We start from the raw sequence: 23,899 nt of genomic DNA, 5'->3' as shown, positions 1-23,899 counted from the left end.
GGCAACCATTGCCCTGGTGACGGGGTGATACGGGGTACGGCCCGCGCGGCGACGTGCCGCGGCCGGGCATCTGCGCTATGCTCGATCTTGAGCGCGTCACCGGAACTCCCGGTGGCCGGCTGTGCGTTGGTGGTCCAAGGAAAGACGCCCCGCTTCCTGCGGGGAGATGCAGGTGCAAGGCCTGCCCGGCGCTCGTGGACGAGCCCCACTCCCGACACGGGAGTGGGGCTTTCGTCGTGTCCGCCGAACGGGCGTTCGCGCCACCTGCCGATCCACGACGTGCCGCGCCGCCGCTTGTGCGGGCCGCCACCGCTCGCCGCCCGGGGCGACGAGGCGGGGGAATCCGCGGGGCGCTTGAACATTCCCGGGCCGAACTCCGTATGGGACGGGGGGAATCGCATTCCCGGCCGGCCACGACGCGTAGGAGAAGTTCGGTGAGACGCAACACGCGCAGACGACCCACGGGCCCACGGCGCGCCACCATCGGTGCGATGGCGCTCATCCTGGGCGGAGGCGGGCTGATGGTCGCCAACGTGTACGCCTCCGCCACCGAAGACACGTCGGCCGTGCAGTCCGTAGGGGACCGTAAGCAGAGCCCGGCGGCGGGAGGCGCCACGATCGACTGCCCGGACGTCGGCGCCCGGCTGACCGAGGTGCCGGAGGAGGCGAAGGCGACCGTCGACGAGCAACTCGCGGCCCTGGACCAGCAGATCGCGAGCGCCTACCAGCGGATGCTGGAAGCGGTGAAGGACGGGCGTATCGACGTCGACGCCGTGGACAAGGGGATCGTGGGCCCGCTCACGCAGGAGCGGACCGCGACGATCGGCGGCATCGCCGACGCGATCGAGCGTGCCGGGGAGCGGCCCGACGGGCTCGACGACCTCGCGGCCTGCGCCCTGCGCACCTCCGACACCGAGGGCGGCGACGGGCAGACCGGCCAGGACCAGAGCGGTCAGGACCAGAGCTTGCCGCAGGACGGACAGCAGGAGCCGGAGCAGGGCGCCGACGACGGGCGGTCCGGCAACGGGCCCGTGGCCGCGGACTACGCGGACATCAGCTCCGTGCAGCCCAATGCCGGCAAGCCCCGTGAGGAGGCGGACGCCTCACGCGGCACCTTCGCCTCCAGCTGCGGAGTGAACGCGGGCGGCCTGTTCAACTCGGACAACGTGATCGTCGCCCCCGGCGTCACCAACGGCGCCCACCACTTCCACGACTACATCGGCAACCAGGGCAACAGCGCCTTCGCCAGTGACGAGGACCTGGCGAAGGCCGACACGAGCTGCGCCGACAAGGGCGACAGGTCGACCTACTACTGGCCCGTGCTGCGCCTTCAGGACGGAACCCGTGAGCGGGACGCCGACGCCCCCGGCGGCGGGACCGAGGGCAACGCGGGCAAGATCGTGACGCCGAAGCAGGTGACGCTGTCCTTCGAGGGCAGCCCGCGCGGCAAGGTGACGGCGATGCCGCGCTTCCTGCGCATCATCACCGGTGACGCCAAGGCGTTCGTCAACGGCCCCGCCAACGCCAACGCCTCCTGGTCCTGCACCGGGTTCGAGGACCGGCAGCTGAAGGACAAGTACCCGCTCTGCCCCGAGGGCAGCGACGTGGTGCGCACCTTCAGGTTCCAGAGCTGCTGGGACGGCCGGAACGCCGACAGCGCCAACCACCGCACGCACGTGGCGTTCGCCGACGGCGAGGGCAACTGCCCGGAGGGATTCCGGGCGATCCCGCAACTGGTGCAGCGCATCGTCTACGGCGTCGACGCCCCGAGCCTGAACGACGGCGGTGCGACCACCCCGCTGTTCGCCGTGGACTCCTTCCCCGAGCAGCTGCACAAGCCGGGCACGGACCACGGCGACTTCATCAACGTCTTCGACGAGGACCTGATGGGCCGGATGGTCGACTGCATCAACAGCGGCCGCACGTGCGGCGACGGGGCCGACCAGGGCGCGGAGTCCGGCGCGCAGCCGGAGAAGCCGCAGAAGCCGGAGAAGCCGCAGGACCCTCAGGAGCCTGAGGAGAAGCCGACGGAGACCTCGGGCGCGCGGCCCGGAGGCGGCGCCGGCGCGGCCGGTACCGGCGGCAACGGCGGCGCGGCCGGGGCCGGCACGGGCGGCGCAGGGGCGGAGAAGTCCGCGGAGCCCACGGGCGGCGCGGTGGAACCCAAGGCCGACACCTCCCGTCAGGCGGGGACGAGCGCCACGGGTGCCGAGACCAGTGCCGCGACCGGTGGTGAGGTGGGCTCGCCCGCCTACACCCCGGCTCCCGGCGGAAACGGCCAGGCGGCGGCCGGCGCACAGACCGGACCGCAGACCGAACCGCAGGCAGTCAGGGGCAGCCTGGCCGAGACCGGAGCCAAGCTGTGGCCCGCGGCCGCCGGTGCGGTGCTCGTGACCGCGGGCTTCGTGCTGCTGCGCCGGATCAGGCGCAGCGCCGCCTGACGACGCCACGGGCCGCGAAGGGGGCGGCGGTGGGACCGGATGACCGGTCCCACCGCCGCCCCCTTCAGTTTCGCCCGGCCTCGGTTTCACTCGGCGCGGGCGAGACCTCTTCGGGCGTTGTTGTAGATGCGCATCAGGTGCTTGGCCACGGCGCACGGAATGGCATGCGCATGACATTGACGGCAGGTCTGCCTGTGCTGCTCGTAGTCGGAATGCGCTTGCTGCAGAGCAGCGTCCGGAGACGGCATGAGGATCCTTCGCACGGGGGGTCGGACGGCACGGGTGCGCCCGAGGTGACTGGGGACAAAGCCCGGAGCCAAAGTGGATCATGTTACTTCGGGTAGAGGGAAGCGGCGTCGGACCGCCGTGTGCGAAGGATCGGCGAGGCGCCTCACGCGCTCCTGAGGCTCTGCCGCCCGGAATAGGCCCACCAGCGGCCCTCGTGCCGGCTGACCGCGATGGGGCGGCCGAAGCACGTGGTCAGCCACGGCCCGGTCAGTACATCCTCGACGGGTCCCTGGGCCAGGATCCGGCCTTCGCGCAGCAGCAGGGCGTGACTGACGGCGGGGGAGAGTTCCTCGAGGTGGTGGGTGACCGTCACGGTGGCGAGCCGTGGCCGTCCCTCCGCGAGCCGGTGCATGGCCTCGACCAGATCCTCGCGGGACGGCAGGTCCAGGGCGTTGAAGGGCTCGTCGAGAAGCAGCAGCGCGGGCTCGGCCATGAGGGCCCGGGCGATGAGGACGCGCGCCCGCTGCCCGCCCGAGCAGACTCCGTACGGCCGGTCGGCCAGGTCCTTGATGTCCAGCTCGGCCAGCAGTTCGTGGGCCCGCTGCCGGGCCTCTTCGTCGTACATCCGCCACAGTGGCTGCACCGTGCCCGTGTGACCGGTCAGCACGACGGTGTGGGCGTCCAGTTCACCAGGAACGCGCTGCGCGGTGGTGACGTGCCCGATGCGCGCGCGCAGTTCCCGTACGTCGACGCGGCCGAGGAGTTCGCCGAGGACCTCGACGCTGCCGGTCGTGGGGTGCATCAGGGCGCCGAGCAGCCGCAGCAGTGTGGTCTTCCCGGCGCCGTTGGCACCCAGCAGTGCCCAGTGCTCTCCCGCGCGCACCGTCCAGTCGACGTCGTCGAGGATCACCTGGCCGGTCGTGCAGCGGCGGACGCCCACCTCGCGGAGGGCGACGACGGTCCCGTGCTCCCGAGTTGTCCGCTCCGCGGTGTCCTCGGCCATGCTGGGCTCCCCTCGACCGTCGAGGCCGTCGCTCGACCGGCACCACGAACGGTAGATGCATCCGGCACCTTGTCGCCGTTCTGTCCGGCTCGTGGACGCGGCGAGGGCGCGGGTGAGGTCGCGGTGACGGCGCCGCCGTCGCCGGCTCGCCGCCCCGCGGCGGCCGGTCGCCCGTGTGACGAAGCAGACACGGCGGCCGCAGGCGTGCCCGGCCGGAAGAGGGGTATGTGCACGCCGTGAACAGGGTGGTGAAGGCGGTTGGGATGGAATCCGTCCTCCTCGGCGGCGCGGAGCCGGCGCCGGATACCGGCGTGATACGCATGGCGGCGGCCCTCGACGGCGACGGAGCGTGCATCGCCGAGGCCCGCCATCTCGCGGCCGCGTTCCTGAGCCGGGCCAGGACCGGCCACGGACTGACGGTCTCGGACCGGGCCATGGACCTGACGCAGCTGGTGGTCAGCGAACTGGTCACCAACGCCCGCAAGTACGCCTCCGGCCCCATCCTGATGGATCTGCGGATCGCCGGAGACGCCGTGGACATCGCGGTCTGGGACAGCGATCCGGTGCTGCCCGTGGCACGGGCAGCCGATCCCGGACGGGTGGGCCAGCACGGTCTGGAGATCGTGATGGCCGTGGTGGAGCGGTTCGAGGTGCGGCGCGAGCCGGTGGGCAAGCGTGTCGTCGTCCGCATAGCGCTGCTAGACGCCGCGCGGCCGTGAGGCGGCTGTGGCCGGCGGCCCCCGCCGGGCGGCGTCAGGCCTGGAGGTCCGCCTTGTCTCCCATGACCACGACCGGGCGCTGACGCGGGTCGAGGGAGCGCAGCAGGTACCGCATCGCCGACTCGGACAGGGTCACGCACGCGGAGGTGCCGCTGCCGTGGTCCATGTGCAGCCAGATGCCGCCACCCCTTGACTGGCCTTGAGGCCGGGTGGGGTCGTTGGGCGGTGTGCCCTTGACGCGGTTGAAGTCGATGGCGATGACGTAGTCGAAGTCGTGCCAGGCGTTCTTCGTCCAGGACCGGGGCGCCTGGAACGCGGCGGACCGGGTGTACGGCAGCTTTGCCCCGGGGTTCTCGAGCACGCCGCCGGCGTCGCTCAGCGTGAACACCCCCACAGGGGTGCGCTGGTCGCCCTCGTGATGGTCCGTCGTCCAGCCCTTCCTGCCGTTGTGGGCCGGCCAGGAACCCGCCCGCTCCCAGTGCGAGCCGTGCTTGGTGAAGAACTCGACCGTCGCGTCGGGGGAGTCGGGCCCGGCTCCGTGGACGGCGACCACCTGGCGGGACCCGGACGGCACCCGATGCCACATGCGGTCACCGATGCCCTGCACCCGGCTCGGAAAGGCCCCGCGGCCCGGCGTGCGCTCCGCCGGCCCGCCGTGACCGGCCGGGCGCCGGTGGCCCGTACCGCCGCAGGCCGTCAGCGACATCGCCAGCGCCCCACCGACGGCCACCACGGCCGCTGTCCGCAACGCTCCGCCTTTTCGCATGCGCCCCATGATGGCACCACCCGGGGCGCGTGTTTCACCTGAATGGCCGTCCGTGGCTGCGTGCAGATGGCCCACTCGGTGTCTCCTTGAGTGAGAGAGGCGTCCATCGAGGGAGTGGAGCCGATCATGTATGAGATGTGTGCAGGAGCAGAGAAGCCCGGTGGGGCTCTGGTCTGGCACGTCATGGCCAAGCACACGACCACCACCCTGTGCGGACAGAATCTGGGTCAGCACGTCGACGGCGCGAGCGCACAGCGGGCTGGACACTGTTCCACCTGCATGGCGTTGTTCGGGAAGCTGATGACCGCACCACCTGCGGTCGGCTCTCCCGCCGCCACGGACCATTAGGTCCTGGCACCCGGCTCCCGTCCTCCGCCACGAGGACGGGAGCCGGGTGTTCGCGCTCCGTCCCTTTGAGGCGCGCGGGCGCGGCCGGTCAACACTCGGACCAATTTTTGGCAAGGTGTCCCCATATCGCATTCCGGCGGCGGTCGGTGGGTAACACTGACCGGCGGAGGGGGGAGACGCGCGGCGGCGCTCGGCCGGCGCGCACATCCCGGAGTGTCACGCCCGCCTTGGGGAAGGCGGCGAGGGGACCAGCGGGGGGATGCATGACGCAGTCGCTTCCGGGGCCGTGGCCTGCCCACGGGGGAGCGCGGCCGGGGCGCCCGGCGCTGCCGGTCGTGGTGGTCGGCGCCGGGCCGTACGGGCTGTCGGTCGCCGCGCACCTGCGCGGGGCGGGAGTCCCGGTGCGGGTCTTCGGTGAGGTCATGGGCAGTTGGCGGCACGCCATGGCGACCGGGATGTTCCTGAAGTCGACGCCGGACGCCGTCGACCTGTCGGCGCCGCAGCCGGGCGGGCGGCTGGCGGACTTCCTCCAGGTGCACGGTGAGCCGGAGCTGACCGAACTGACGCCCATCCCGTGCGAGGTGTTCGTACGGTACGGCCAGTGGTTCCAGAAGCAGTACGTCGGCGAGGTGGAGCCGGCCCGGGTCGCGGCCGTCGACCTGGCCACGTCCGGTGCGGGGTTCGTCGTACGGCTGGACGACGGACAGGAACTCGCGGCCGCCGCCGTGGTCGTGGCCACCGGCCTGAACGGACTGGCCCACATACCCGACGAGTTGCGCGGCCTCGTGCCCGAAGGCCCGGGGCCCGGCGCGCCGGTGTCGCACACCAGCCAGCACACCGACCTGTCCCGGTACGCCGGCCGCCGGGTCGCCGTGGTCGGCGGGGGACAGTCCGCCCTGGAGAGCGCCGCGCTGCTCCACGAGTCCGGTGCCCGGGCGCAGGTGCTGGTCCGGGAGAACGGCGTGCTGTGGGGGACGACCCCGGACCAGGCCCGGTCCTGGACGCGACGGATCGGCAGGCCCGCCTCACCGCTGGGCACGGGCTGGATCCTGGCCGCGGTCTGCCGGGCTCCCGGCGGGGTACGGCATCTGCCGGCCGCGGCCCGACTGCTGCTGTTCCGGCGCGCGTTGCGTCCCTCGGGCGGATGGTGGCTGCGGGACCGGGTCGAGGGCGTGGTGCCGGTGCGCACCTCGTGCCGGGTCGTACGGGCCGGGACCGACGGGTCCGTAGTGCGGCTGGACCTGGCCGGGCCGGGCGGTGTGGCGGAGGCGCTCGACGTCGATCATGTGCTGGCCGCCACCGGTTACCGCCTGGACCTGGACGCCGTTCCGTTCCTGTCGCCGGCGGTGCGTAATGCGCTCAGGCAGGTGCCGGGTTCGAGGGCGCCGCGGCTGAGCCCGGGGTTCGAGTCGTCGGTGCCGGGTCTGTACTTCACCGGGTCGCTGGCCGCCCCGATGTTCGGGCCGATGATGCGCTTCGTCGCGGGGACCGGGTACGCGGCGGCCCGGGTCGCCCGGGACAGGGTCCGCAGGGTGGCCGGCGCCGGTTGACCACGCGAGCCGTCGAGAGGGGGCCCCGGCCGAGCCTTGCCGGAGCCCCCTGGTCGGTGCGGGTCAGGCGGTGTGCAGGGTCAGTCCGTAGCGGTTGAGGATCTCGTTGACCGGCTGGAACCAGGTCTCGCCGCCGCTGGAGCAGTTGCCCCAGCCTCCGGAGGTGACGCCCTGGGCCTGGTCACCGCTGATGAAGGAGCCGCCGGAGTCGCCCGGTTCGGCGCACACGCTGGTCTTCGTCAGCTCGTGCACGGCGCCCTGGCTGTAGTTGACGGTCTCGTTGTGCGCCAGCACGGTGCCGCAGTGCCAGTGCGTCGTCGAGCCGGAGCGGCAGACCGAGGCTCCGACGGGAGCCACGGCGGAGCCGCGCACCAACTGGTCCGGGACGGTGCCCCAGCCGAGGACGACCGGGACCGTCCACCAGCCGCTGCCGACGCTGACCCAGGCGTAGTCGTTGTCGGGGAACGAGGACCCCTGGAAGTTGCCGATGTACGAGCCGTCCCAGCCGCTCACCCCGGCGCCGGCCTGGCCGCAGTGTCCGGCGGTCACGAAGCCGCCGTACACCGAGAAGCCGATGGAGCAGCGGGCGTTGCCGGTGTAGTACGGGTCGCCGCCGACTGTGCCCGCGGCGAAGGTCTGCGGCGCCGCGGAGACCGTGCGGACGGTGACGGGGCCGGCCGCGCGGGCCTTGGAGAGGAAGCGTTGGACATCGTTGTCGGAGCGCGCGGCGCCGACGACGTCCACGACCACCGTGTTGGCCTTCGGGTTCACCCGCCAGCCGCTCACACCCTGCGGTGCGGTCGTGCTGTCGAGGCGGGCCTTGGCCGTGTCGAGCTGCCGTGCGCTGTGCTGGACGGTGCGGACCTCGGCGCCGGCGGTCCGGACGGCGCGCAGGGTCGAGTCGGAGGCGTCGGAGGTGACGGCCACGGTGAGGCGGCCTGTCCTGTCGTCGAACCACGAGCCGCCGAAGGCGGAGCCGGCGGCCGCGCGGGCCTTCGGTTCCACGGCCGTGGCGGTGCGTTCCGCCGACAGGCGCGCCTCGGCCTGCTGCGGGGAGAGTCCCAGGTCACGCTGCATCGCCTGGAGCAGGCCGGGGGAGGCGGAGGGTGCGGCGGCGGGGGTCGCCGCTCCGGCCGGAGTGGTGCCTGCCACGGCCCAGCTGCCGAGCAGGACGAGCGCGGCCACGGCCACGCGGTGGAGTTTGGTGCGTCTCACAGGGGGTGCCCTTCGTCGTTCCAACGAGGTGGGGGTGGAACACGGGGTGGAACTACCGCGACCTGAGAGCGCTCTCAATCGGGTCGGGGAGCAGCTTAGCGGGACCGACTGAGCAGGTCCATGCCAATGCTGGTATTCACGGCCGAGCCAAGCGTCCTGCCGTTTGCCTAATGGGCTTAGGCATATATTCAATGGCTTCAGGTTCTTGGTGGGCTCGGGTGGGAGGAGCGGCATGGCGCGTGCGGGGTTGACCACGGAACGCCTGGTCAGGGCGGGAGCGGAGCTGGCGGACGAGGTCGGCTTCGAGCATGTGACCGTCTCGGCGCTCGCCCGGCGGTTCGACGTCAAGGCCGCGAGCCTGTACTCGCACCTGAAGAACTCCCAGGACCTCAAGACGCGGATCGCCCTGCTCGCCCTGGAGGAACTCGCGGACCGGGCCGCCGAGGCGCTGGCCGGGCGGGCCGGGAAGGACGCCCTCGCCGCCTTCGCGAACGTCTACCGCGACTACGCCCGGGAGCACCCCGGGCGTTACGCGGCCGCGCGCCTCCGGCTTGACCCGGAGACCGCCGCGGCGAGCGCCGGGGGCAGACACGCGCAGATGACCCGCGCGATCCTGCGCGGCTACGACCTGACCGAGCCGGACGAGACCCACGCCGTCCGGCTGCTCGGCAGCGTCTTCCACGGCTACGTCAGCCTCGAACTGGCCGGCGGCTTCGACCACAGCGCCCCGGCCCCCCAGGAAACCTGGACCTGGATCCTCGACCGCCTCGACACGATGCTGCGCACCTGGCCCCCGGCGTAGCGTCCACGCGCGTGTGCCCGCCCGTGGCGAGCGCGCGTTCCCCTGTGGGCACGCGTTCGCCTCCGGCGCCCCCGTGCGGGTCCGAGGCTCGCGCCCGCGCAGTGGGTCACGGTGTCCGCGCGGCCCCTGCCCAAGCCCGCCGGGCGGCTGCGGTCCGGGTCGGAGGCCGCCCCGCGGCGCCCCATGGGGTGGTCCGTGTTCCGGTCCCGCGTCCGGCCCCCGGTCCCGGTGCGCCTCTGCCGGCGTCGGCCCGGCGGACCGCTCGCCGCCAGGCGCTCCCGGCCGCGCGGCTGCTGCCGACCGGTTGGGCGTGGCCGACCGCGCTCCGCTGTTGTTCGCGGACGAGTCGTAGTCGAGTTGCCGTGAGTCGTCGATGCCTCGCGGAAATTCTCCGTGCCAAGGGGGACAGCGCTTTCACCCGCCGGAATCTCCGAGATCCGAGGGTCCCCCGTGTGCTCCGGACCTGGCCCCTGCCGAACGATCAATGGTGAAAGTCGTGACGATACGGGAGGGTGGATGTTACAAATGCCGGATGGCAGCCCGTTTTACCCGTCTTCGACGTATATCGCTGCGCTCGCTGCTGGGAAAGAGCCCGCGAAGCGTCGCCGGACAGGTGTTCGTTCTACAGGTGGCGCTCGTCGCGCTGCTTGTGGCCTTCGCCGTCTTCTCCCTCGTCCTCCAGTCGCAGCGCGACATCAACGCCGAGGCCAAGCGCCGTTCCGTGGCAGTGGCGCAGACCTTCGCGCACTCCCCGGGCGTCGTGAGCGCACTTCGCACGCCCGCCCCGTCGCAGGTGCTGCAACCCCTCACGGAGGCGGGACGCAGGTCCGCGGGGGTCGACTTCATCGTCGTCATGAACACGAAGGGCATCCGCTACACCCACCCCCTGCCGGGCCGCATCGGTCAGCGTTTTGTCGGCACCACCGGGCCGTCGCTGGCCGGAAACGTCTACACCGAGAGCGTCCACGGGCCGCTCGGCGAAGAGGTACAGGCCACCGTTCCCATCAGGGACGGCGGCCGCGTCGTGGCGCTGGTCTCCGCCGGTCTCCAGGTCAAGCACGTGACCAGCCAGGTGAACCGGCAGATCCCGATCATCCTGGGCGCAGGGGCTGCGGCGCTGGGCCTGGCCACCGGCGTGACGGCCCTGGTCGGCAGGCGGCTGCGGCGGCAGACCCACAGCCTTGCCCCGGACGAGATGACCCGCATGTACGAGCACCACGACGCGGTGCTGCACTCCGTGCGCGAAGGGGTGCTCATCATCGGTGACGACGGCCGGCTGCTGCTGGCGAACGACGAGGCCAAGCGGCTGCTGGACCTGCCCTCGGACGCCGAGGGCAGGCAGGTGACGCACCTCCCGACGCTGGAGCCCGAGACGGTCGAACTGCTCACCTCCGGCCGCGTGGCCACCGACGAGGTGCACCTAGCCGGATCCCGCCTGCTGGCCGTCAACCAGCGGCCCACCCACCGCGACGGATGCGGCCGGCGCACGGTGGTGACACTGCGCGACTCCACCGAACTCCAGGCCATCTCCGGCCGCGCCCAGGTCGCCAGGGAACGGCTCGAACTGCTCTACGACGCCGGACTGGGCATCGGCACCACCCTCGACGTGGCCCGCACGGCCGACGAACTCGCCCAGGTCGCCGTCCCCCGCTTCGCCGACTACGTCTCCGTGGACCTCGCCGAGGGAGTACTCCAGGGCGAGGAGCCCGCCACCACCGCGACGGGCCTGCGCCGCATCGCCGTACGCGGTGTCCAGGACGACTCGCCGCTCTACGAGAAGGGCCGGCTGATCGACTTCCTGCCGTCCACGCCCCAGGCACACAGCTACGGCACCGGCCATCTGGAACTGGTGACGGACCTGGCGTCGGCCCACGGCTGGCACGCGCAGGACCCGGCACGCGCCGAGGCGATCGTCGACTACGGCATCCACTCGCTGATCTCGGCCCCCATCCAGGCCCGCGGTGTCGTCCTCGGTATGGCCAACTTCTGGCGCTGCAAGGAGCGCGGCCCGTTCGACGAGGAGGAGCTGTCCCTGGCCGAGGAACTGGTCGCCCGGGCCGCCGTCAGCATCGACAACGCCCGCCGCTACGCCCGCGAGCACGCCCTCGCGGTCACCCTGCAGCGCAGCCTGCTGCCGCGGGCCCTGCCCGAGCTGACCGCGCTGGAGGTCGGCTACCGCTATCTGCCCGCCCAGTCGGGTGTCAGCGGTGACTGGTTCGACGTGATCCCGCTGCCCGGCGGACGGGTCGCCCTGGTCGTCGGGGACGTGGTCGGGCACGGCCTGCACGCCGCCGCCACCATGGGACGGCTGCGGACCGCGGTGCACAACTTCTCCACGCTCGACCTGCCCCCCGACGAGCTGCTGAGCCACCTCGACGACCTCGTCGGCCGCATCGACCAGGACGAGGCCTCCACCGGTGCCGCCGCGGCCGTCGTCGGAGCCACCTGCCTGTACGCGATCTACGATCCCGTGACCCGCCGCTGCGCCATGGCGCGCGCCGGTCATCTCGCGCCCGCGCTGATCAGCCCGGACGGCGATGTCACCTTCCCGGACCTGCCGCACGGCCCGCCGCTCGGCCTGGGCGGCATGCCGTTCCGCACGGCCGAGCTGGAGCTGCCCGAGGGCACCCAGCTCGCCCTGTACACCGACGGGCTCGTCGAGGACCGCAGGCGGGACCTCGACGTCGGCATGGAGATGCTGCGCCAGGCTCTCGCGGGCCATCCCGACCGCTCGCCGGAGCAGAGCTGCCAGGCCGTGCTTGAGGCGCTGTTGCCCGCGCGTCCCAAGGACGACGTCGCCCTGCTCATCGCCCGCACCCGGGTGCTGCCGTGCGACCGGGTCGCCGAGTGGGACGTGCCGCCCGACCCCGCCGCCGTCGCCCGGGTCCGCGTCGCGGCCGCCCGCACCCTCGACGAGTGGGGTCTGTCCGAGCTCGGCTTCGGCATGGAACTGGTGCTGAGCGAGCTCGTCACCAACGCCATCCGCTACGGAGGCGAGCCGATCCACGTCCGGCTGATCCGCGACCGCACGCTGATCTGCGAGGTGTCCGACGGCACCAGCACCTCGCCTCACCTGCGCTACGCGGCGACGACCGAGGAGGGCGGCCGGGGTCTGTTCCTGGTGTCGCAGATGACCGAGCACTGGGGCACCCGCTACTCCCCGCACGGAAAGGTGATCTGGGCGGAGTTCGCCCTGCCCGAGAACGTCCAACCCCCGGGGACGACCCTGTCCGGGGCGGTCGCGCCCTCCACCGACGGCTGGCCCGTCGCACCACGGACACCGGTGCTCCCCGGCCAGGTGGCGGGCGACCGCGCCGGATGACGGATGATCCCCCGGCCAGCGGCGCACAGCCTGCCGGCGGGTCTCCAAGCAGCGACGGCGCGGGACCGAACCCCTGTGGGTGGTCCCGCGCCGTCGCAGGAAACGCGGACGGACGCGTCAGGCGGCGGCCCCGGCGGCGGCCTCCACCTGCGGGGCGTGCCGTGGCAGCGTCAGCACGGCCAGGAAGCCGAGGACCGCGACCGCGGCGAAGAAGTAGAAGCCCCATGGATGGCCGATGCCCGCCGTGACCAGGGCCCCGGTGATCGTCGGGCCGACGATGGAGCCGATCCGGCCGATGCCGGAGGCCGAGCCGAGGGCGGTCCCGCGCACCGCGGCCGGGTAGAAGTACGTCACGTAGGCGTACACGAGCACCATGGCGGAGAAGACGAACACGCCGGTGAGGAAGACGACGACGTTGAGCAGGATGTCGCTGTTCATCTTGATGCTCAGGCAGCCGAGCATGACCACGGACACCGCGAACCAGCCGAGTATGGTCCCCTTGATGCCCCGCCGGTCGGCCACGAATCCGCCGACGATCAGGCCGACGACTCCGCCGACGTTGAGTATGAGGAGCTGGGTGACGGCCGTGGGGACGGGATAGCCGGCGTCGTTCATGAGCTTGGGCAGCCAGGTGTTCAGGCCGTAGACCAGCAGCAGCCCCATGAACGAGGCGACCCAGATGCCGATGCCCGCGCGCAGGTAGGCCGGCTTGAGCAGCTCGGTGAACGGAACCCGCTGCGCTCCCGTCGCCTGCTTGGCCTGCGTGAACGCCTCCGACTCCGGCAGCCGGAACCACTGGATCGCGGCGACGACGAGGCCGGCCACGCCGAGGACGTAGAAGAGGATCTGCCAGTTGTCGGTCACCTGGAGGGCCAGCAGGGAGGTGATCACGGCACCGGTGTGGTAGCCGGTCATGGTCAGGGTGCTGGCCCGGGCACGACGGCTGGCCGGCATGTGCTCGGCCATCATCGTGAGCGACACCGGCATGCAGGCGCCGAGGCCCAGACCGGCGATCAGCCGGAGGACGGCGAACATCGTCACGGAGCCGGCCAGCGGCACCACGATGGTGAACACCGAGAACACCACCACCGAGGCGATGAGCAGCAGGCGGCGGCCCAGCCGGTCGGCCAGCGGGCCGACGCAGACGGCGCCGATGGCGACGCCGACGAGCGACAGCGTCGCGATCATGGTGGCGTCGCCCGCGGTCATGCCGAGGTGGCGGGTCTTGAGCAGGGTCGGGACGATGGCGCCGAGGACGACGAGGTCGTAGCCCTCGAGCATGACGGTGATCCAGCACAGGACCACGGTCCACGTGCCGCGTCCGGCGGTGCCGGACTGCACGGTCGTCTGGGACGAGACGGCGGATGTCATTGCGGACGTTCCCCCCTGGGGACGGGAGCGGACGGGCGGGGACGAGCGGGGTCGGAACAGGGTCAGAACGGGTAGTCGGCGATGTCGGGCCGGATGGTGAGCCACTGGGTCTCGGTGAAGGCCTCGACGTTGGCGGCGGCGCCGCCGAACCGGGATCCGGTGCCCGAGGCCTTGACCCCGCCGAAGGGGGCGTTGGGCTCGTCGCTGACGGTCTGCTCGTTGATGTGGACCTTGCCGGAGTCGATCCGGTCGGCGAGCTTCATCGCCGTGCCCACGTCGCCGAGGATCCCCACGGACAGCCCGTACTCGCAGTCGTTGACGATCCGCGCGGCCTCTTCCGGCGTCGAGAAGCCGATGACGGGCGCGACGGGCCCGAAGATCTCCTCGCGCCAGGCCGGCATGTCGGTCGTCAGCCCGCTCAGCACCGTGGCCCGGTAACCCGCGCCGACGATCTCGCCGCCCGCGGCGAGGGTCGCGCCCGCGGCGACGCTGTCGGTGACGATGCCGTGCACCCGCTCCAGCTGGCGCCGGTCGATGAGCGGGCCGAGCGCGACGTCCTCACGCGCCGGGTCGCCGACCGGCAGGGCCGCGGCCTTCGCGGCCAGCGCCGCGGTGTACTCCTCCAGGAGAGACTCATGAACGATGTGGCGGCCGGTCGTCATGCAGATCTGGCCCTGGTGCAGATAGGAGCCGAACGCGCCCGCGGAGGCCGCCTTCCGCACGTCCGCCCCCGGCAGTACGACCAGCGCGTTGTTCCCGCCCAGCTCCAGGTGGGCACGCTTGAGCAGGCGTCCGGCCTGCTCGCCGATCGCCCGCCCGACCGGGGTCGAGCCGGTGAAGGAGACCACCCGCACCTCGGGCGCCTCGACGACCGCCCGGCCGACCTGGCCGTCGCCCGGCAGCAGGTGCAGCACGCCGTCCGGCAGCCCCGCCTCCTCGAAGACGCGCGCGATGACGACACCGCCGCTCACCGCGGTGCGCGGGTCCGGCTTGAGCAGCACCGCGTTGCCCAGGGCCAGCGCCGGCGCCACCGAGCGCAGACCCAGGACGAGAGGGAAGTTGAAGGGCGCGATGACACTGACGACACCCGCGGGACGGCGCCGGGAGAACGACCAGCGGGCCTCCTCGGAGGTGAGCACCTCACCCTGCGGGTGCGTCGGCAGGCCCGCGCACTCGAAGCACTCGCTCACGGCGAGCCGCGCCTCGAAGTCCGCCTTGGCCCGTACGGACCCGGCCTCGCGCACCAGCCAGTCCTCGATCTCGGCGGAGTGCTCGGCCAGCAGCTCGCCCGCCCGGCGCAGCACGGCGGCCCGCCGCTGCGGGGAGGCCGCCGCCCAGTCGCGCTGCGCCTCGGCCGCGCGGACGGACGCACGCCGTACGTCCTCGGCGGTGGCCAGGCCCGCCGTCGCGAGCTGTTCGCCGGTCGCGGGCTCGACGACCGGCTGCTCGGCCGAGGCGTCCCTCCAGCCGTCGCTGAAGAACTTCTTGCCCCAGACGTCGCTGTCCAGGAATGCCATCGCGTTTCCTCTCTTCTTCTCGGGGCGGATCAGGACGGGGTGGTGAGCGCCGTGTCCACCTGGATCAGGCGCGGGTGGTCCGGACGTTCGGCGAGGGCGGCCCGCAGCTCCTCGGCATCGCCGACGTGCCGGGCCGGGACGCCGTATCCCTCGGCGATGCGGGTGAAGTCCAGACCGGGGATGTCCAGACCGGGGGCGTCCGGCACGCCCAGCAGGCCGCCGAACCAGCGCAGTGCCCCGTACGTGCCGTTGCGCAGCAGTACGACGGTCAGCGGTACGCGGTGCTGTGCGGCCGTCCACAGGGCGGTGATGCCGTAGTTGGCCGAGCCGTCCCCGATGACGCCGACCACCGGCCGGCCCGGTTGGCCCATGGCGACCCCGACCGCGCCGGGCAGCCCGAACCCGAGTCCGCCGGCCGCCGGGAAGTAGTAGGAGCCGGGCCGGCGCAGGTCCATCTGGCGCCACCAGGAGGAGTTCGTCGACGTCGACTCGACCACGTACGCGGTGTCCTCGGGCAGTTCGTCGCGCAGCGCGGCGAAGACCTGCTCCGGGTGCAGCCGGGAGCCGTCACCGTCCGGCGGCCCGGGCGCGGGCCGGAAGGCGCCGGCGGGCGCCTCGGGTTCGTCGAGCAGCTTCAGGAGCAGGCCGATGACGGCTCCGGGGTCGGCGACCAGTGCCTCGCCCATCGGCGCCCGCGCGGCGGCGGAGGCGTCCTCGGTCACCTGGATCAGCCGGGTGCCCTCGGGCAGGTACCGGCCGGGCAGGTGCTCGTGGTAGCGGAACACCGGCGCGCCGAGCACCAGGACCAGGTCGTGGCCCTCGAACGCCTCGCAGACCGGCGCGATCCCGGCGGGCAGCACCCCGCGGAACAGGGGGTGCCGGTTGGGGAAGGGCAGCCGGAACTGCGAGGGGGCCGCCCACACCGGGCCGCCCAGGCGCTCCGCCAGCCGGACGGCGTCGTAGAACAGTCCCGCCGAGTCGATGTCTCCACCCAGCACCAGCGCGGGCCGCCGGGCGGAGGCGACCTGCTCGGCCAGCCGGCGGCCCTGCTCCCCGTCGGGGACGGAAGCACGGGCGACCCGCCGGTCGAGGACCGCGAGGGCGTTGTCACCGGCGTCGGCCGCCCAGTCGTCGTAGGGGACGGACAGGTACGTCGGGCGCCGCTGGAGCTCCGCCTCGAAGACGGCCTGGGCGAGGGCGCGCGGCACGTCCTGGGCGCACGCCGGCTCGGCCGCCCAGCCGACGAGCGGCCTCATCAGCGCCGAGGCGTCCACGTTGGACAGGTTGGCCTCCGGCCCGACGGCGGAGCGCACCTGCTGGCCGGCGACCATCACGAGCGGGGTGCGGGAGGCCACGGAGTTCGTCAGCGCGCCCATCGCGTTCCCGGAGCCCGAGGCCGCGTGCAGATTGACCAGGACGGGCCGGCCGGTCGCCTGTGCGTACCCGTCGGCCATGCCGACGACGGCACCCTCGTGCAGGCCGAGGACGTAGCGGAAGCTGTCGGGGAGTCCGGCGAGGAAGGGCAGTTCGTTGGAGCCGGGGTTGCCGAACACGGTGGTGAGGCCCTGGCGCTCCAGGAACTCGTGGCAGAGGCGGCGTACGGAAGGCACGGGCGTTCCTTTCGGAGTGACGCACGCCACGCTAGGCAAGCGCTGACATGAGCACCAATAAATCTTTTACCTTCGCGATATAGAGTGCTTCGATATGAGGAACTTCGACCTCAACCTCGCCCGCGTCTTCGTACTGTTGTACGAGACCGGCAGTGTCACGGTCACCGCGGACACGCTCCACGTCACCCAGCCCACGGTCAGCTACAGCCTGGGCAAGCTGCGCCGGCACTTCGGCGACGAGCTGTTCCGGCGCACGGGACGCGGACTGACGCCGACCGCGGGCGCCCGCCGGCTGTACGAGCCGTTGCAGCGGGCCCTCGCCGACATCGACGGCACGGTCCGCCAGGCCGACGTCTTCGACCCGCGGGCCATGTCCGGCCGCTTCACGGTGGCCCTGTCCGACCTGGGCGAGGTGACCCTGCTGCCGCGCCTGATGGCCGCGGCCCGCGAGCGGGCTCCCGGGGTGTCCTTCACGGTGCGGCCGCTGGACGTGGACGAGGCGGAGCACCAGCTGCGCCGCGGCGACATCGACGCGTTCGTGGCCACCCCCGTGCTGACCTCCCACCGGACCGTGCGGATCCCGCTCTTCCACGAGCGCTATGTCGGCATGGTCGCCGCCGGCCACCCCCGCGTGCGGGGCGAGTCGGTCACCCTGGCCGAGCTCGCGGCCGAGTCCCACGCCACCGTCTTCGGCCCCAGCGGCCACGTCGTCCCGCGTGCCGTGCTCGCCGCGCACGGGCTGCTCGACCGGGTGGTGGTGGACGCCACCCGCTTCTCGATGCTGCCCTACCTGCTGGAGCAGACCGACCTGATCGCCATCGTCCCCGAGTACGTCGGCGAGGTCTTCGCCTCCTCCCACCAACTGCGCCTGGTGCGGCTCCCGTTCCACACCGAGCCGATCGAGGTGGCGCTGTACGCGCGGCACGAGTCCTCGCGCAGCCCGTCCCAGCGGTGGCTGGTGCGGTTCATGGCCGAGGTCCTGGGGGAGCGGGTGAGCCCGGCCCAACTGCCCCCGTCCGCCACCGGGTAGGCCCGCGCCGCACGCCGTGCCGGCCGCGCCGCGCCCGGTGCCCGCCATGAGCGTGAGGCACGTAGGCCAACCGGGTGCAATTCGCCGGGTGTTACTCCGTCCAGGCGATGGCCGTCTCCGGTTCGGCGGCGTGAGGCGGAAGGATGGAAGGCGGGCCCTGCGGGAGAACCGCGTGGACCTTCGTGTACCCATCTCCCGAGAGAAAGCGTGTCACGGGCCGCATGACAGACGTCCAGCACACCACGCGGGAAACCGCCGCTCCCCGTCGTCACCTGAGGCCCGGTGCCGTGGTGGTGAACTGGGTGACGACGACCGATCACAAGACGATCGGCTCCCTGTATCTGATCACCTCCTTCGCTTTCTTCCTGCTCGGCGGCATCATGGCGCTGGTGATGCGCGCCGAACTGGCCCGCCCGGGTCTGCAAATGCTGTCGAACGACCAGTTCAACCAGATGTTCACGATGCACGGCACGATCATGCTGCTGATGTTCGCGACGCCGCTGTTCGCGGGCTTCACGAACTGGATCATGCCGCTGCAGATCGGTGCCCCGGACGTGGCCTTCCCGCGGCTGAACATGTTCGCCTACTGGCTGTACCTGTTCGGCTCGCTGATCGCGGTGGCCGGCTTCCTCACCCCCCAGGGCGCCGCCGACTTCGGCTGGTTCGCCTACGCCCCGCTGAACGACGTCATCCACACACCGGGCCTGGGCGCGGACCTGTGGATCCTCGGCCTGGGCATGTCCGGCTTCGGCACCATCCTCGGCGCCGTCAACTTCATCACCACGATCATCTGCATGCGCGCGCCGGGCATGACCATGTTCCGCATGCCGATCTTCACCTGGAACGTGCTGCTGACCGCGGTGCTGGTCCTGCTGGCCTTCCCGGTCCTGGCGGCCGCGCTGCTCACCCTGGAGGTGGACCGCAAGTGGGGCGCCCATGTCTTCGAGGCGGCCAACGGCGGTTCGCTGCTGTGGCAGCACCTGTTCTGGTTTTTCGGGCACCCCGAGGTGTACATCATCGCGCTGCCGTTCTTCGGCATCGTCAGTGAGGTCATCCCGGTCTTCTCCCGCAAGCCGATCTTCGGCTACATGGGCCTGGTCGGCGCGACGATCTCGATCGCGGGCCTGTCGGTGACGGTGTGGGCGCACCACATGTTCGTCACTGGTGGTGTGCTGCTGCCCTTCTTCGCCTTCATGACCTTCCTGATCGCGGTTCCGACCGGTGTGAAGTTCTTCAACTGGGTCGGCACCATGTGGAACGGTTCGCTGTCGTTCGAGACGCCGATGCTGTGGTCGACCGGCTTCCTGATCACCTTCCTCTTCGGTGGTCTGACCGGTGTCATCCTGGCCTCGCCGCCACTGGACTTCGAGGTCTCCGACAGCTACTTCGTGGTGGCACACTTCCACTACGTCGTCTTCGGCACGGTGGTCTTCGCGATGTTCGCCGGATTCCACTTCTGGTGGCCGAAGTTCACCGGCAAGATGCTCGACGAGCGCCTGGGGAAGATGACCTTCTGGACGTTGTTTGTCGGCTTCCACACCACGTTCCTGGTGCAGCACTGGCTGGGCGCGGAGGGCATGCCGCGTCGGTACGCCGACTATCTCGCCGCTGATGGCTTCACGACGCTCAACGAGATCTCCAGCATCGGGTCGTTCCTGCTGGGTCTGTCGATGCTGCCGTTCTTCTACAACGTCTGGAAGACGGCCAAGTACGGCGAGAAAGTCGACACCGACGACCCGTGGGGCTACGGCCGCTCCCTGGAGTGGGCCACCTCCTGCCCGCCGCCGCGGCACAACTTCGTCACCCTGCCCGTGATCCGCAGCGAGTCCCCGGCCTTCGACCTGCACCACCCGGAGGTCTCGGTCACGGACAAGCGGGAGAACCTGGGCCTGCCAGGATGACCGAAGCGGCGGAGCGCCCGGACGGGCAGCCGGGCGGGCCCACCGGACTCGTCGAGCAGGTCGAGGGCTATCTGCTCTGGCAGACCCGCGTCGCCGAGGCCGAGCAGCGGGCCCGTGCCTTCACCGAGCCCATGCAGTGGCTGACCGCGGCGCAGCGCGAGGAGATCGAGGAGTACTACGTCTCCGACTGTCTGCTGCGGGCCCGGGCGGACCTCCAGCGGATCGCCGAACGGTGCCGGGCGCTGCGCGGCGAGTACGAACAGCGCTACCGCCAGTTGCGGGCGCGCTGCTTCGCGCTCGTCCTCATGGCCCTCGCGGTGCTCGCCGGGGCGGCCGTCCTGGCGTTGGCCCTCGCGCGGCCCTGACACCGCGGACCCGTCCCGCCCCACCTGTGCCGAACGCACTCGGGCCGCCCTCCTCGCGGGGGCGGCCCGAGCCCGTCGTACCGGCCCACCGGGCCGGCGCTCCTGATCACGGGGGCGTCACTGCGGCGGCTGGTCCTGACCCGGGTCCGGCCGGCCGAGCTGCTCCTTGAGTTTGTCCTGACCCGTGTCGACCTGGCTCCGGTACTTGCCCTGGGTCCGCTCGTCGACGTAGTCGCCGCCCTTGCCGATGCCCTTGCCGGCCTGCTCCTCGTGACCCTTCAGCAGTCCCTTGAGCTTGTCCAGCATGCTCATCGCATACTCCTTAACGCCGGGGGTTCCTCCCAGCATGGCCGACGGCGGCAGGGGATGCATCCGCAGCCGGAAAGGTTGGGATCACCTGCGGAAACACCGGTCTTCCGTCAGGGTGCGCACAGGTTCTCGGCCGGCGGCACACCGTCCAGCAGCCGGCGGCCGTCCCGCTCGGTGATGTGCCAGGCCGTGCACACGGAGTCGCCCTGCGCGGAGCGCAGCAGCAGGAAGTCGTGTCCGTCGCGGTGCTCCACCCGGGCCTGCAAGGCAGGGGCGTGCTCGCCCAGCCGGTCCAGGTAGTCGGCGGCGTAGTCGTCGGAGACGGTGTCCTCGTCGAACAGCGTCTGGAGGCCGTCCGCGTCCCGGTCGGCGGCCGCCTTCTGGGCCATGCCGGCCAGCGCGGCCATGCTCGGCGCGCCGGGCGGGGCTTCTGTCGCGATCGAATAGCACACGAAGCCCAGCCAGGTGCCCAGACCGACGATCAGCGCGATCACCGCGAGACGCGACTTGCTCGAACGCTTCGGGCGCCCTTCCGGCACTGCACTTCCTCCCGACCTGCCCTGTGTAGGGGACCACTCTCCCATGACGGAGGAGTAGCACGAGCACGAGGTCGGGGCGCAGCTCGGGCTACGAGGCCGAGAGCCCCGATCACGCCTCCTGTCGGTCGGCCTCGCCCAGCCATCGCGTCAGGACCTTGCGCACCTCGTCCGGGGCGGGATCCTCGGCCGCACCAGCACGGGGCCGCACTCACCTGGACGCCTGGGTACCCCTGTCAGCTTGCGAGTGCGGTCCGTACCAGATCGCCCACGCCTGACAGCGGGGTCATCAGCTCCGCCGGGACCTTGTAGCGGCGTCCCAGCTCGGCCGCGTCCTGGTAGGCGACTCGTACCTGGCCGTGGCCGTCGTCCCACACCAGAGCCTTGAGCGGGAGCTCGAGTGCCAGGAGCGGTCGCGCCGCCATCGCGGGCGTCCCGCCCCGCGGATTGCCGAAGGTCAGCACTTGGGTGTCATTCATCGTCAGCCCGACGCTCTGGGCGCCTGCGCCGTGATCCACCACCGCGAACAGGGTCATCCCGCCGGCCTCGATGGCTCGCTTGAGCCGCTCCACGGTCTCGGCCACGGTGAACGGACTGGCCACGCTCAAGATCCCCGGTGCACCGGCTCCGGAGGAGCCCGCCTCTTGCTTCGTCACCGCATTCCTCCTCAAGAGGCCCGGGCCGATGCCCGCGGAACTGGCGCGCGGCCAACCCGCTCGCGGGGGTCACACCGGGGCGAGGCCGAGTTGACGCAGCATGCCGAGTTCGTCGCTGCTTCCCCAGCGTTCGACGAGCTTGCCGTCGCCGTCGAAGCGGCTGATCTGCATGCCCCGGTAGCTCACCTTCTTGCCGGTCGCCGGTCGCCCCATCAGTGAACCCAGATGCGTACCCGTGATGGTGTAGGCGAAGGCCAACTCGTCGTCGGTGACCACCAGATGCTCCACCTCGACGTGCAAGTCGGGAAAGGCTGTTCGCAACTCGCCGAACATGGCCTTGTACCCTTCGGGCCCCGGCGCCTGTCCTGGGGCGGGATCATGATCGATCGAGTCGGGGGCGACGATCCCGGCCAGGTCGTCGAGGTTGCCTGTGACGACGGCCTCTCCGAAAGCAGCCTGTGCGGCGATGTTCTCTTGCTGGGACATGGGCACTCCTCGGGCGCGTGCCCGCCGCGGCCTGTCCGTCAGCTGCGAAGTCCACGCACCTACGGCATACCGGGACCGTACACCAGCCATACGCGCCCAGCATGTCCACGCGGGTGCGCGACGCGGCCCCGCCGCGGGGCTAGGTCCCGGGCGTCCACTCGCCGGCCTTGTACAGGGCCCGCGACGTGGTGATCAGTTCCTGCCGCTCCCGCGCGGAGCCCACCATCGGCTGGGAGCCGTTGAGCGGCACCTGGGCGCTCTCCGGCAGGAACCTCACGGTCACCAGGCCGATCGCGCCGGCCAGCATGAGGTAGTAGGCGGGCATCATGTCGTTGCCCGTGACGTTGACCAGGGCCTCGGTCACCAGAGGGGTGGTGCCGCCGAACGCGGCGACGGCGAAGTTGAAGCCGATGCCCATGGCCGCGTAACGCACCGCGGTCGGGAAGAGCGCGGGCAGGGTGGCGGCGCTCGGCGCGGCGAAGCAGGCCAGCAGCGTGGACAGGATCAGCACGCCGCAGACCGGCGCCCAGGTCCCCTGCATCTTGATCAGCAGGAACGCGGGGACCGCGAGGACGATCACCGCGGCGGCCGCGACCCCGTAGACCGGGCGCCGTCCGACGTGGTCGCTGAGCCGGCCGATGAAGGTGATCAGCAGCACGATCCACACCATGCCCAGCAGCACCAGTAGGTCGGCGGAGCCGCTGGAGCGGTGCAGGGTCTCGGTCTGGTAGGTGGGCAGGAAGCCGGTGACCATGTAGTTGGTGACGTTGTAGAGCAGCACCAGGCCCATGCAGATCAGCAGGGCGCCCCAGTGGTTCCTGACGACGGACCGCAGTTCGCTGCCCGCCGACTTCTGGGCCAGGCTCCGCTCGTGCTCGTCGAGCTGCTGCTGGAAGGCGGGCGACTCCTCCAGCCGCAGCCGCATGTACAGGCCGATCACACCGAGCGGTCCGGCGATCAGGAACGGGACCCGCCAGCCCCAGGCGATCATCTGGGCGTCCGTGAGGAGCAGGTTCAGCGCGGTGACCAGGGCGGAGCCCAGCGCGTAGCCGACGAAGGTGCCGAAGTCGAGCCAGCTCGAGAGGAAGCCGCGGCGGCGGTCGGGGGAGTACTCGGCGACGAAGGTGGTGGCGCCGCCGTACTCGCCGCCCGTGGAGAAGCCCTGGACCATCCGGGCGAGCAGCAGGAGGATCGGGGCGGCGATGCCGAGGGTTTTGTAGCCGGGGATCAGGCCGATGGCGAACGTGCCCACCGCCATCATGATCATCGTGGTGGCGAGCACCTTCTGCCGGCCGATCCGGTCCCCGAGCGGGCCGAACACGAGGCCGCCGAGGGGACGCACCACGAAGGCCGCGGCGAACGTCGCGAAGGAGGAGATCACCTGGGCGCCGGGGGAGGCGCCGGGGAAGAAGACCTTGCCGATGGTGGCGGCGAGGTAGCTGTATACGCCGAAGTCGAACCACTCCATGCAGTTGCCGAGGGCGGAGGCGCCCACCGCGCGCCTGAGCAGCGGCGGCTCGACGATCTGCACGTCCTCCTCGCGCAGGACGCGCCTGCTGCGCCGCAGCCGGCGGGTCAGCTCCTGACGGACCTGCGGCGGCAGTCCCGTGGCGGCCGCCGGCGGCGCGGTCGAGCCGGAGGGACCGGCCTGCCCGTCGGGTGTCACGTTCACCACCGCGTCACCCTTGCCCTTTGGTGCTGTGCGCTCCGTGCGCCTGTGCGAG

19 protein-coding genes are annotated in these 23,899 nt (G+C 71.7%); 8 read left to right on the top strand and 11 right to left on the bottom strand.

Features of this window, described 5'->3' with window-relative positions:
* The first annotated feature begins 491 nt into the window (after positions 1 to 491).
* Positions 492 to 2,441 (top strand): DUF1996 domain-containing protein, encoded by a 1,950-nt coding sequence (locus OIE49_RS02855; RefSeq protein ID WP_326800908.1) that lies wholly within the window; start codon positions 492 to 494, stop codon positions 2,439 to 2,441.
* 391 nt (positions 2,442 to 2,832) lie between these two features.
* On the opposite strand, the gene OIE49_RS02850 is transcribed toward OIE49_RS02855, so the two are convergent.
* Positions 2,833 to 3,672 carry an ABC transporter ATP-binding protein gene (locus OIE49_RS02850; protein WP_326800907.1) on the bottom strand — a complete coding sequence of 280 codons (840 nt, stop codon included), beginning with the start codon at positions 3,670 to 3,672 and terminating at the stop codon, positions 2,833 to 2,835.
* Positions 3,673 to 3,935: 263 nt separating this feature from the next.
* Here OIE49_RS02850 and OIE49_RS02845 point away from each other — a divergent pair, with 263 nt between their 5' ends.
* The gene (locus OIE49_RS02845) at positions 3,936 to 4,391 is read left to right on the top strand and encodes an ATP-binding protein (protein WP_401739747.1); all 456 of its coding nucleotides are present in this window, start codon (positions 3,936 to 3,938) and stop codon (positions 4,389 to 4,391) included.
* A 34-nt stretch (positions 4,392 to 4,425) separates the two neighbouring features.
* On the opposite strand, the gene OIE49_RS02840 is transcribed toward OIE49_RS02845, so the two are convergent.
* Positions 4,426 to 5,157: a L,D-transpeptidase family protein gene (locus tag OIE49_RS02840; protein WP_326800906.1), complete on the bottom strand. Its 732-nt coding sequence runs from the start codon at positions 5,155 to 5,157 to the stop codon at positions 4,426 to 4,428.
* Positions 5,158 to 5,768: 611 nt separating this feature from the next.
* Between OIE49_RS02840 and OIE49_RS02835 the strand changes: the two genes are divergently transcribed.
* Positions 5,769 to 7,055 carry an FAD-dependent oxidoreductase gene (locus OIE49_RS02835; protein WP_326800905.1) on the top strand — a complete coding sequence of 429 codons (1,287 nt, stop codon included), beginning with the start codon at positions 5,769 to 5,771 and terminating at the stop codon, positions 7,053 to 7,055.
* 63 nt (positions 7,056 to 7,118) lie between these two features.
* Here the strand turns inward: OIE49_RS02835 and OIE49_RS02830 are convergent, their stop codons facing one another.
* On the bottom strand, positions 7,119 to 8,270 hold the full coding sequence (locus OIE49_RS02830) for a S1 family peptidase (RefSeq protein ID WP_326800904.1): 1,152 nt from the start codon (positions 8,268 to 8,270) through the stop codon (positions 7,119 to 7,121).
* 232 nt (positions 8,271 to 8,502) lie between these two features.
* On the opposite strand from OIE49_RS02830, the gene OIE49_RS02825 reads away from it, so the two are divergent.
* Entirely contained in the window at positions 8,503 to 9,072 is a 570-nt protein-coding gene (locus OIE49_RS02825; protein ID WP_326800903.1) for a TetR/AcrR family transcriptional regulator, read from the top strand.
* A gap of 532 nt (positions 9,073 to 9,604) precedes the next feature.
* Positions 9,605 to 12,394, top strand: coding sequence for a SpoIIE family protein phosphatase (locus OIE49_RS02820; protein WP_326800902.1), 2,790 nt, complete (start codon positions 9,605 to 9,607; stop codon positions 12,392 to 12,394).
* Positions 12,395 to 12,511: 117 nt separating this feature from the next.
* On the opposite strand, the gene OIE49_RS02815 is transcribed toward OIE49_RS02820, so the two are convergent.
* The 3 genes from OIE49_RS02815 to mdlC all read right to left on the bottom strand — a co-directional run bounded on the left by OIE49_RS02815 (position 12,512) and on the right by mdlC (position 16,892).
* Positions 12,512 to 13,765 carry an MFS transporter gene (locus OIE49_RS02815; RefSeq protein ID WP_326800901.1) on the bottom strand — a complete coding sequence of 418 codons (1,254 nt, stop codon included), beginning with the start codon at positions 13,763 to 13,765 and terminating at the stop codon, positions 12,512 to 12,514.
* 62 nt (positions 13,766 to 13,827) lie between these two features.
* Complete coding sequence (locus OIE49_RS02810) at positions 13,828 to 15,282, bottom strand: benzaldehyde dehydrogenase (RefSeq protein WP_326800900.1); 1,455 nt, start codon at positions 15,280 to 15,282, stop codon at positions 13,828 to 13,830.
* 29 nt (positions 15,283 to 15,311) lie between these two features.
* Positions 15,312 to 16,892 (bottom strand): benzoylformate decarboxylase, encoded by a 1,581-nt coding sequence (gene mdlC, locus OIE49_RS02805; RefSeq protein WP_326800899.1) that lies wholly within the window; start codon positions 16,890 to 16,892, stop codon positions 15,312 to 15,314.
* A gap of 94 nt (positions 16,893 to 16,986) precedes the next feature.
* On the opposite strand from mdlC, the gene OIE49_RS02800 reads away from it, so the two are divergent.
* The 3 genes from OIE49_RS02800 (at position 16,987) to OIE49_RS02790 (ending at position 20,188) form a co-directional block, all read left to right on the top strand.
* Positions 16,987 to 17,922: a LysR family transcriptional regulator gene (locus OIE49_RS02800; protein ID WP_326800898.1), complete on the top strand. Its 936-nt coding sequence runs from the start codon at positions 16,987 to 16,989 to the stop codon at positions 17,920 to 17,922.
* Between the two features lie 221 nt (positions 17,923 to 18,143).
* Positions 18,144 to 19,823, top strand: coding sequence for an aa3-type cytochrome oxidase subunit I (gene ctaD, locus OIE49_RS02795; RefSeq protein ID WP_401739740.1), 1,680 nt, complete (start codon positions 18,144 to 18,146; stop codon positions 19,821 to 19,823).
* Positions 19,820 to 20,188, top strand: coding sequence for a cytochrome C oxidase subunit I (locus OIE49_RS02790; protein WP_326800897.1), 369 nt, complete (start codon positions 19,820 to 19,822; stop codon positions 20,186 to 20,188). Before ctaD ends, OIE49_RS02790 begins: the two co-directional genes overlap by 4 nt.
* Before the next feature lie 117 nt (positions 20,189 to 20,305).
* Here OIE49_RS02790 and OIE49_RS02785 read toward each other — a convergent pair whose 3' ends face one another.
* From OIE49_RS02785 to OIE49_RS02765, 5 genes are all read right to left on the bottom strand, one after another.
* A complete protein-coding gene (locus OIE49_RS02785) occupies positions 20,306 to 20,500 on the bottom strand; it encodes an antitoxin (protein WP_326800896.1) in 195 nt (64 codons plus the stop codon).
* 107 nt (positions 20,501 to 20,607) lie between these two features.
* Positions 20,608 to 21,036, bottom strand: a complete 429-nt coding sequence (locus tag OIE49_RS02780; protein WP_326800895.1) for a hypothetical protein — start codon at positions 21,034 to 21,036, stop codon at positions 20,608 to 20,610.
* 233 nt (positions 21,037 to 21,269) lie between these two features.
* On the bottom strand, positions 21,270 to 21,689 hold the full coding sequence (locus tag OIE49_RS02775; protein WP_326800894.1) for a DUF302 domain-containing protein: 420 nt from the start codon (positions 21,687 to 21,689) through the stop codon (positions 21,270 to 21,272).
* 69 nt (positions 21,690 to 21,758) lie between these two features.
* The gene (locus OIE49_RS02770; protein WP_100571808.1) at positions 21,759 to 22,175 is read right to left on the bottom strand and encodes an ester cyclase; all 417 of its coding nucleotides are present in this window, start codon (positions 22,173 to 22,175) and stop codon (positions 21,759 to 21,761) included.
* Positions 22,176 to 22,314: 139 nt separating this feature from the next.
* On the bottom strand, positions 22,315 to 23,850 hold the full coding sequence (locus OIE49_RS02765; protein WP_401739738.1) for an MFS transporter: 1,536 nt from the start codon (positions 23,848 to 23,850) through the stop codon (positions 22,315 to 22,317).
* Positions 23,851 to 23,899 lie beyond the last annotated feature (49 nt).

The sequence above is a fragment of the Streptomyces sp. NBC_01788 genome, assembly GCF_035917575.1.
Taxonomy (GTDB): Bacteria; Actinomycetota; Actinomycetes; order Streptomycetales; family Streptomycetaceae; genus Streptomyces.
The sequence above is the reverse complement of the archived record's forward strand: the minus strand, read 5'-3'. Positions and strand labels throughout refer to the sequence as shown.

Bases quoted from the DNA above. Each gene is read 5' to 3' on its own strand.
- OIE49_RS02855 (WP_326800908.1), top strand. From the start codon at position 492: ATGGCGCTCATCCTGGGCGGAGGCGGGCTGATGGTCGCCAACGTGTAC.
- OIE49_RS02850 (WP_326800907.1), bottom strand. From the start codon at position 3,672: ATGGCCGAGGACACCGCGGAGCGGACAACTCGGGAGCACGGGACCGTC.
- OIE49_RS02845 (WP_401739747.1), top strand. From the start codon at position 3,936: ATGGAATCCGTCCTCCTCGGCGGCGCGGAGCCGGCGCCGGATACCGGC.
- OIE49_RS02840 (WP_326800906.1), bottom strand. From the start codon at position 5,157: ATGCGAAAAGGCGGAGCGTTGCGGACAGCGGCCGTGGTGGCCGTCGGT.
- OIE49_RS02835 (WP_326800905.1), top strand. From the start codon at position 5,769: ATGACGCAGTCGCTTCCGGGGCCGTGGCCTGCCCACGGGGGAGCGCGG.
- OIE49_RS02825 (WP_326800903.1), top strand. From the start codon at position 8,503: ATGGCGCGTGCGGGGTTGACCACGGAACGCCTGGTCAGGGCGGGAGCG.
- OIE49_RS02820 (WP_326800902.1), top strand. From the start codon at position 9,605: ATGGCAGCCCGTTTTACCCGTCTTCGACGTATATCGCTGCGCTCGCTG.
- OIE49_RS02815 (WP_326800901.1), bottom strand. From the start codon at position 13,765: ATGACATCCGCCGTCTCGTCCCAGACGACCGTGCAGTCCGGCACCGCC.
- OIE49_RS02810 (WP_326800900.1), bottom strand. From the start codon at position 15,282: ATGGCATTCCTGGACAGCGACGTCTGGGGCAAGAAGTTCTTCAGCGAC.
- OIE49_RS02800 (WP_326800898.1), top strand. From the start codon at position 16,987: ATGAGGAACTTCGACCTCAACCTCGCCCGCGTCTTCGTACTGTTGTAC.
- ctaD (WP_401739740.1), top strand. From the start codon at position 18,144: ATGACAGACGTCCAGCACACCACGCGGGAAACCGCCGCTCCCCGTCGT.
- OIE49_RS02790 (WP_326800897.1), top strand. From the start codon at position 19,820: ATGACCGAAGCGGCGGAGCGCCCGGACGGGCAGCCGGGCGGGCCCACC.
- OIE49_RS02785 (WP_326800896.1), bottom strand. From the start codon at position 20,500: ATGAGCATGCTGGACAAGCTCAAGGGACTGCTGAAGGGTCACGAGGAG.
- OIE49_RS02770 (WP_100571808.1), bottom strand. From the start codon at position 22,175: ATGTCCCAGCAAGAGAACATCGCCGCACAGGCTGCTTTCGGAGAGGCC.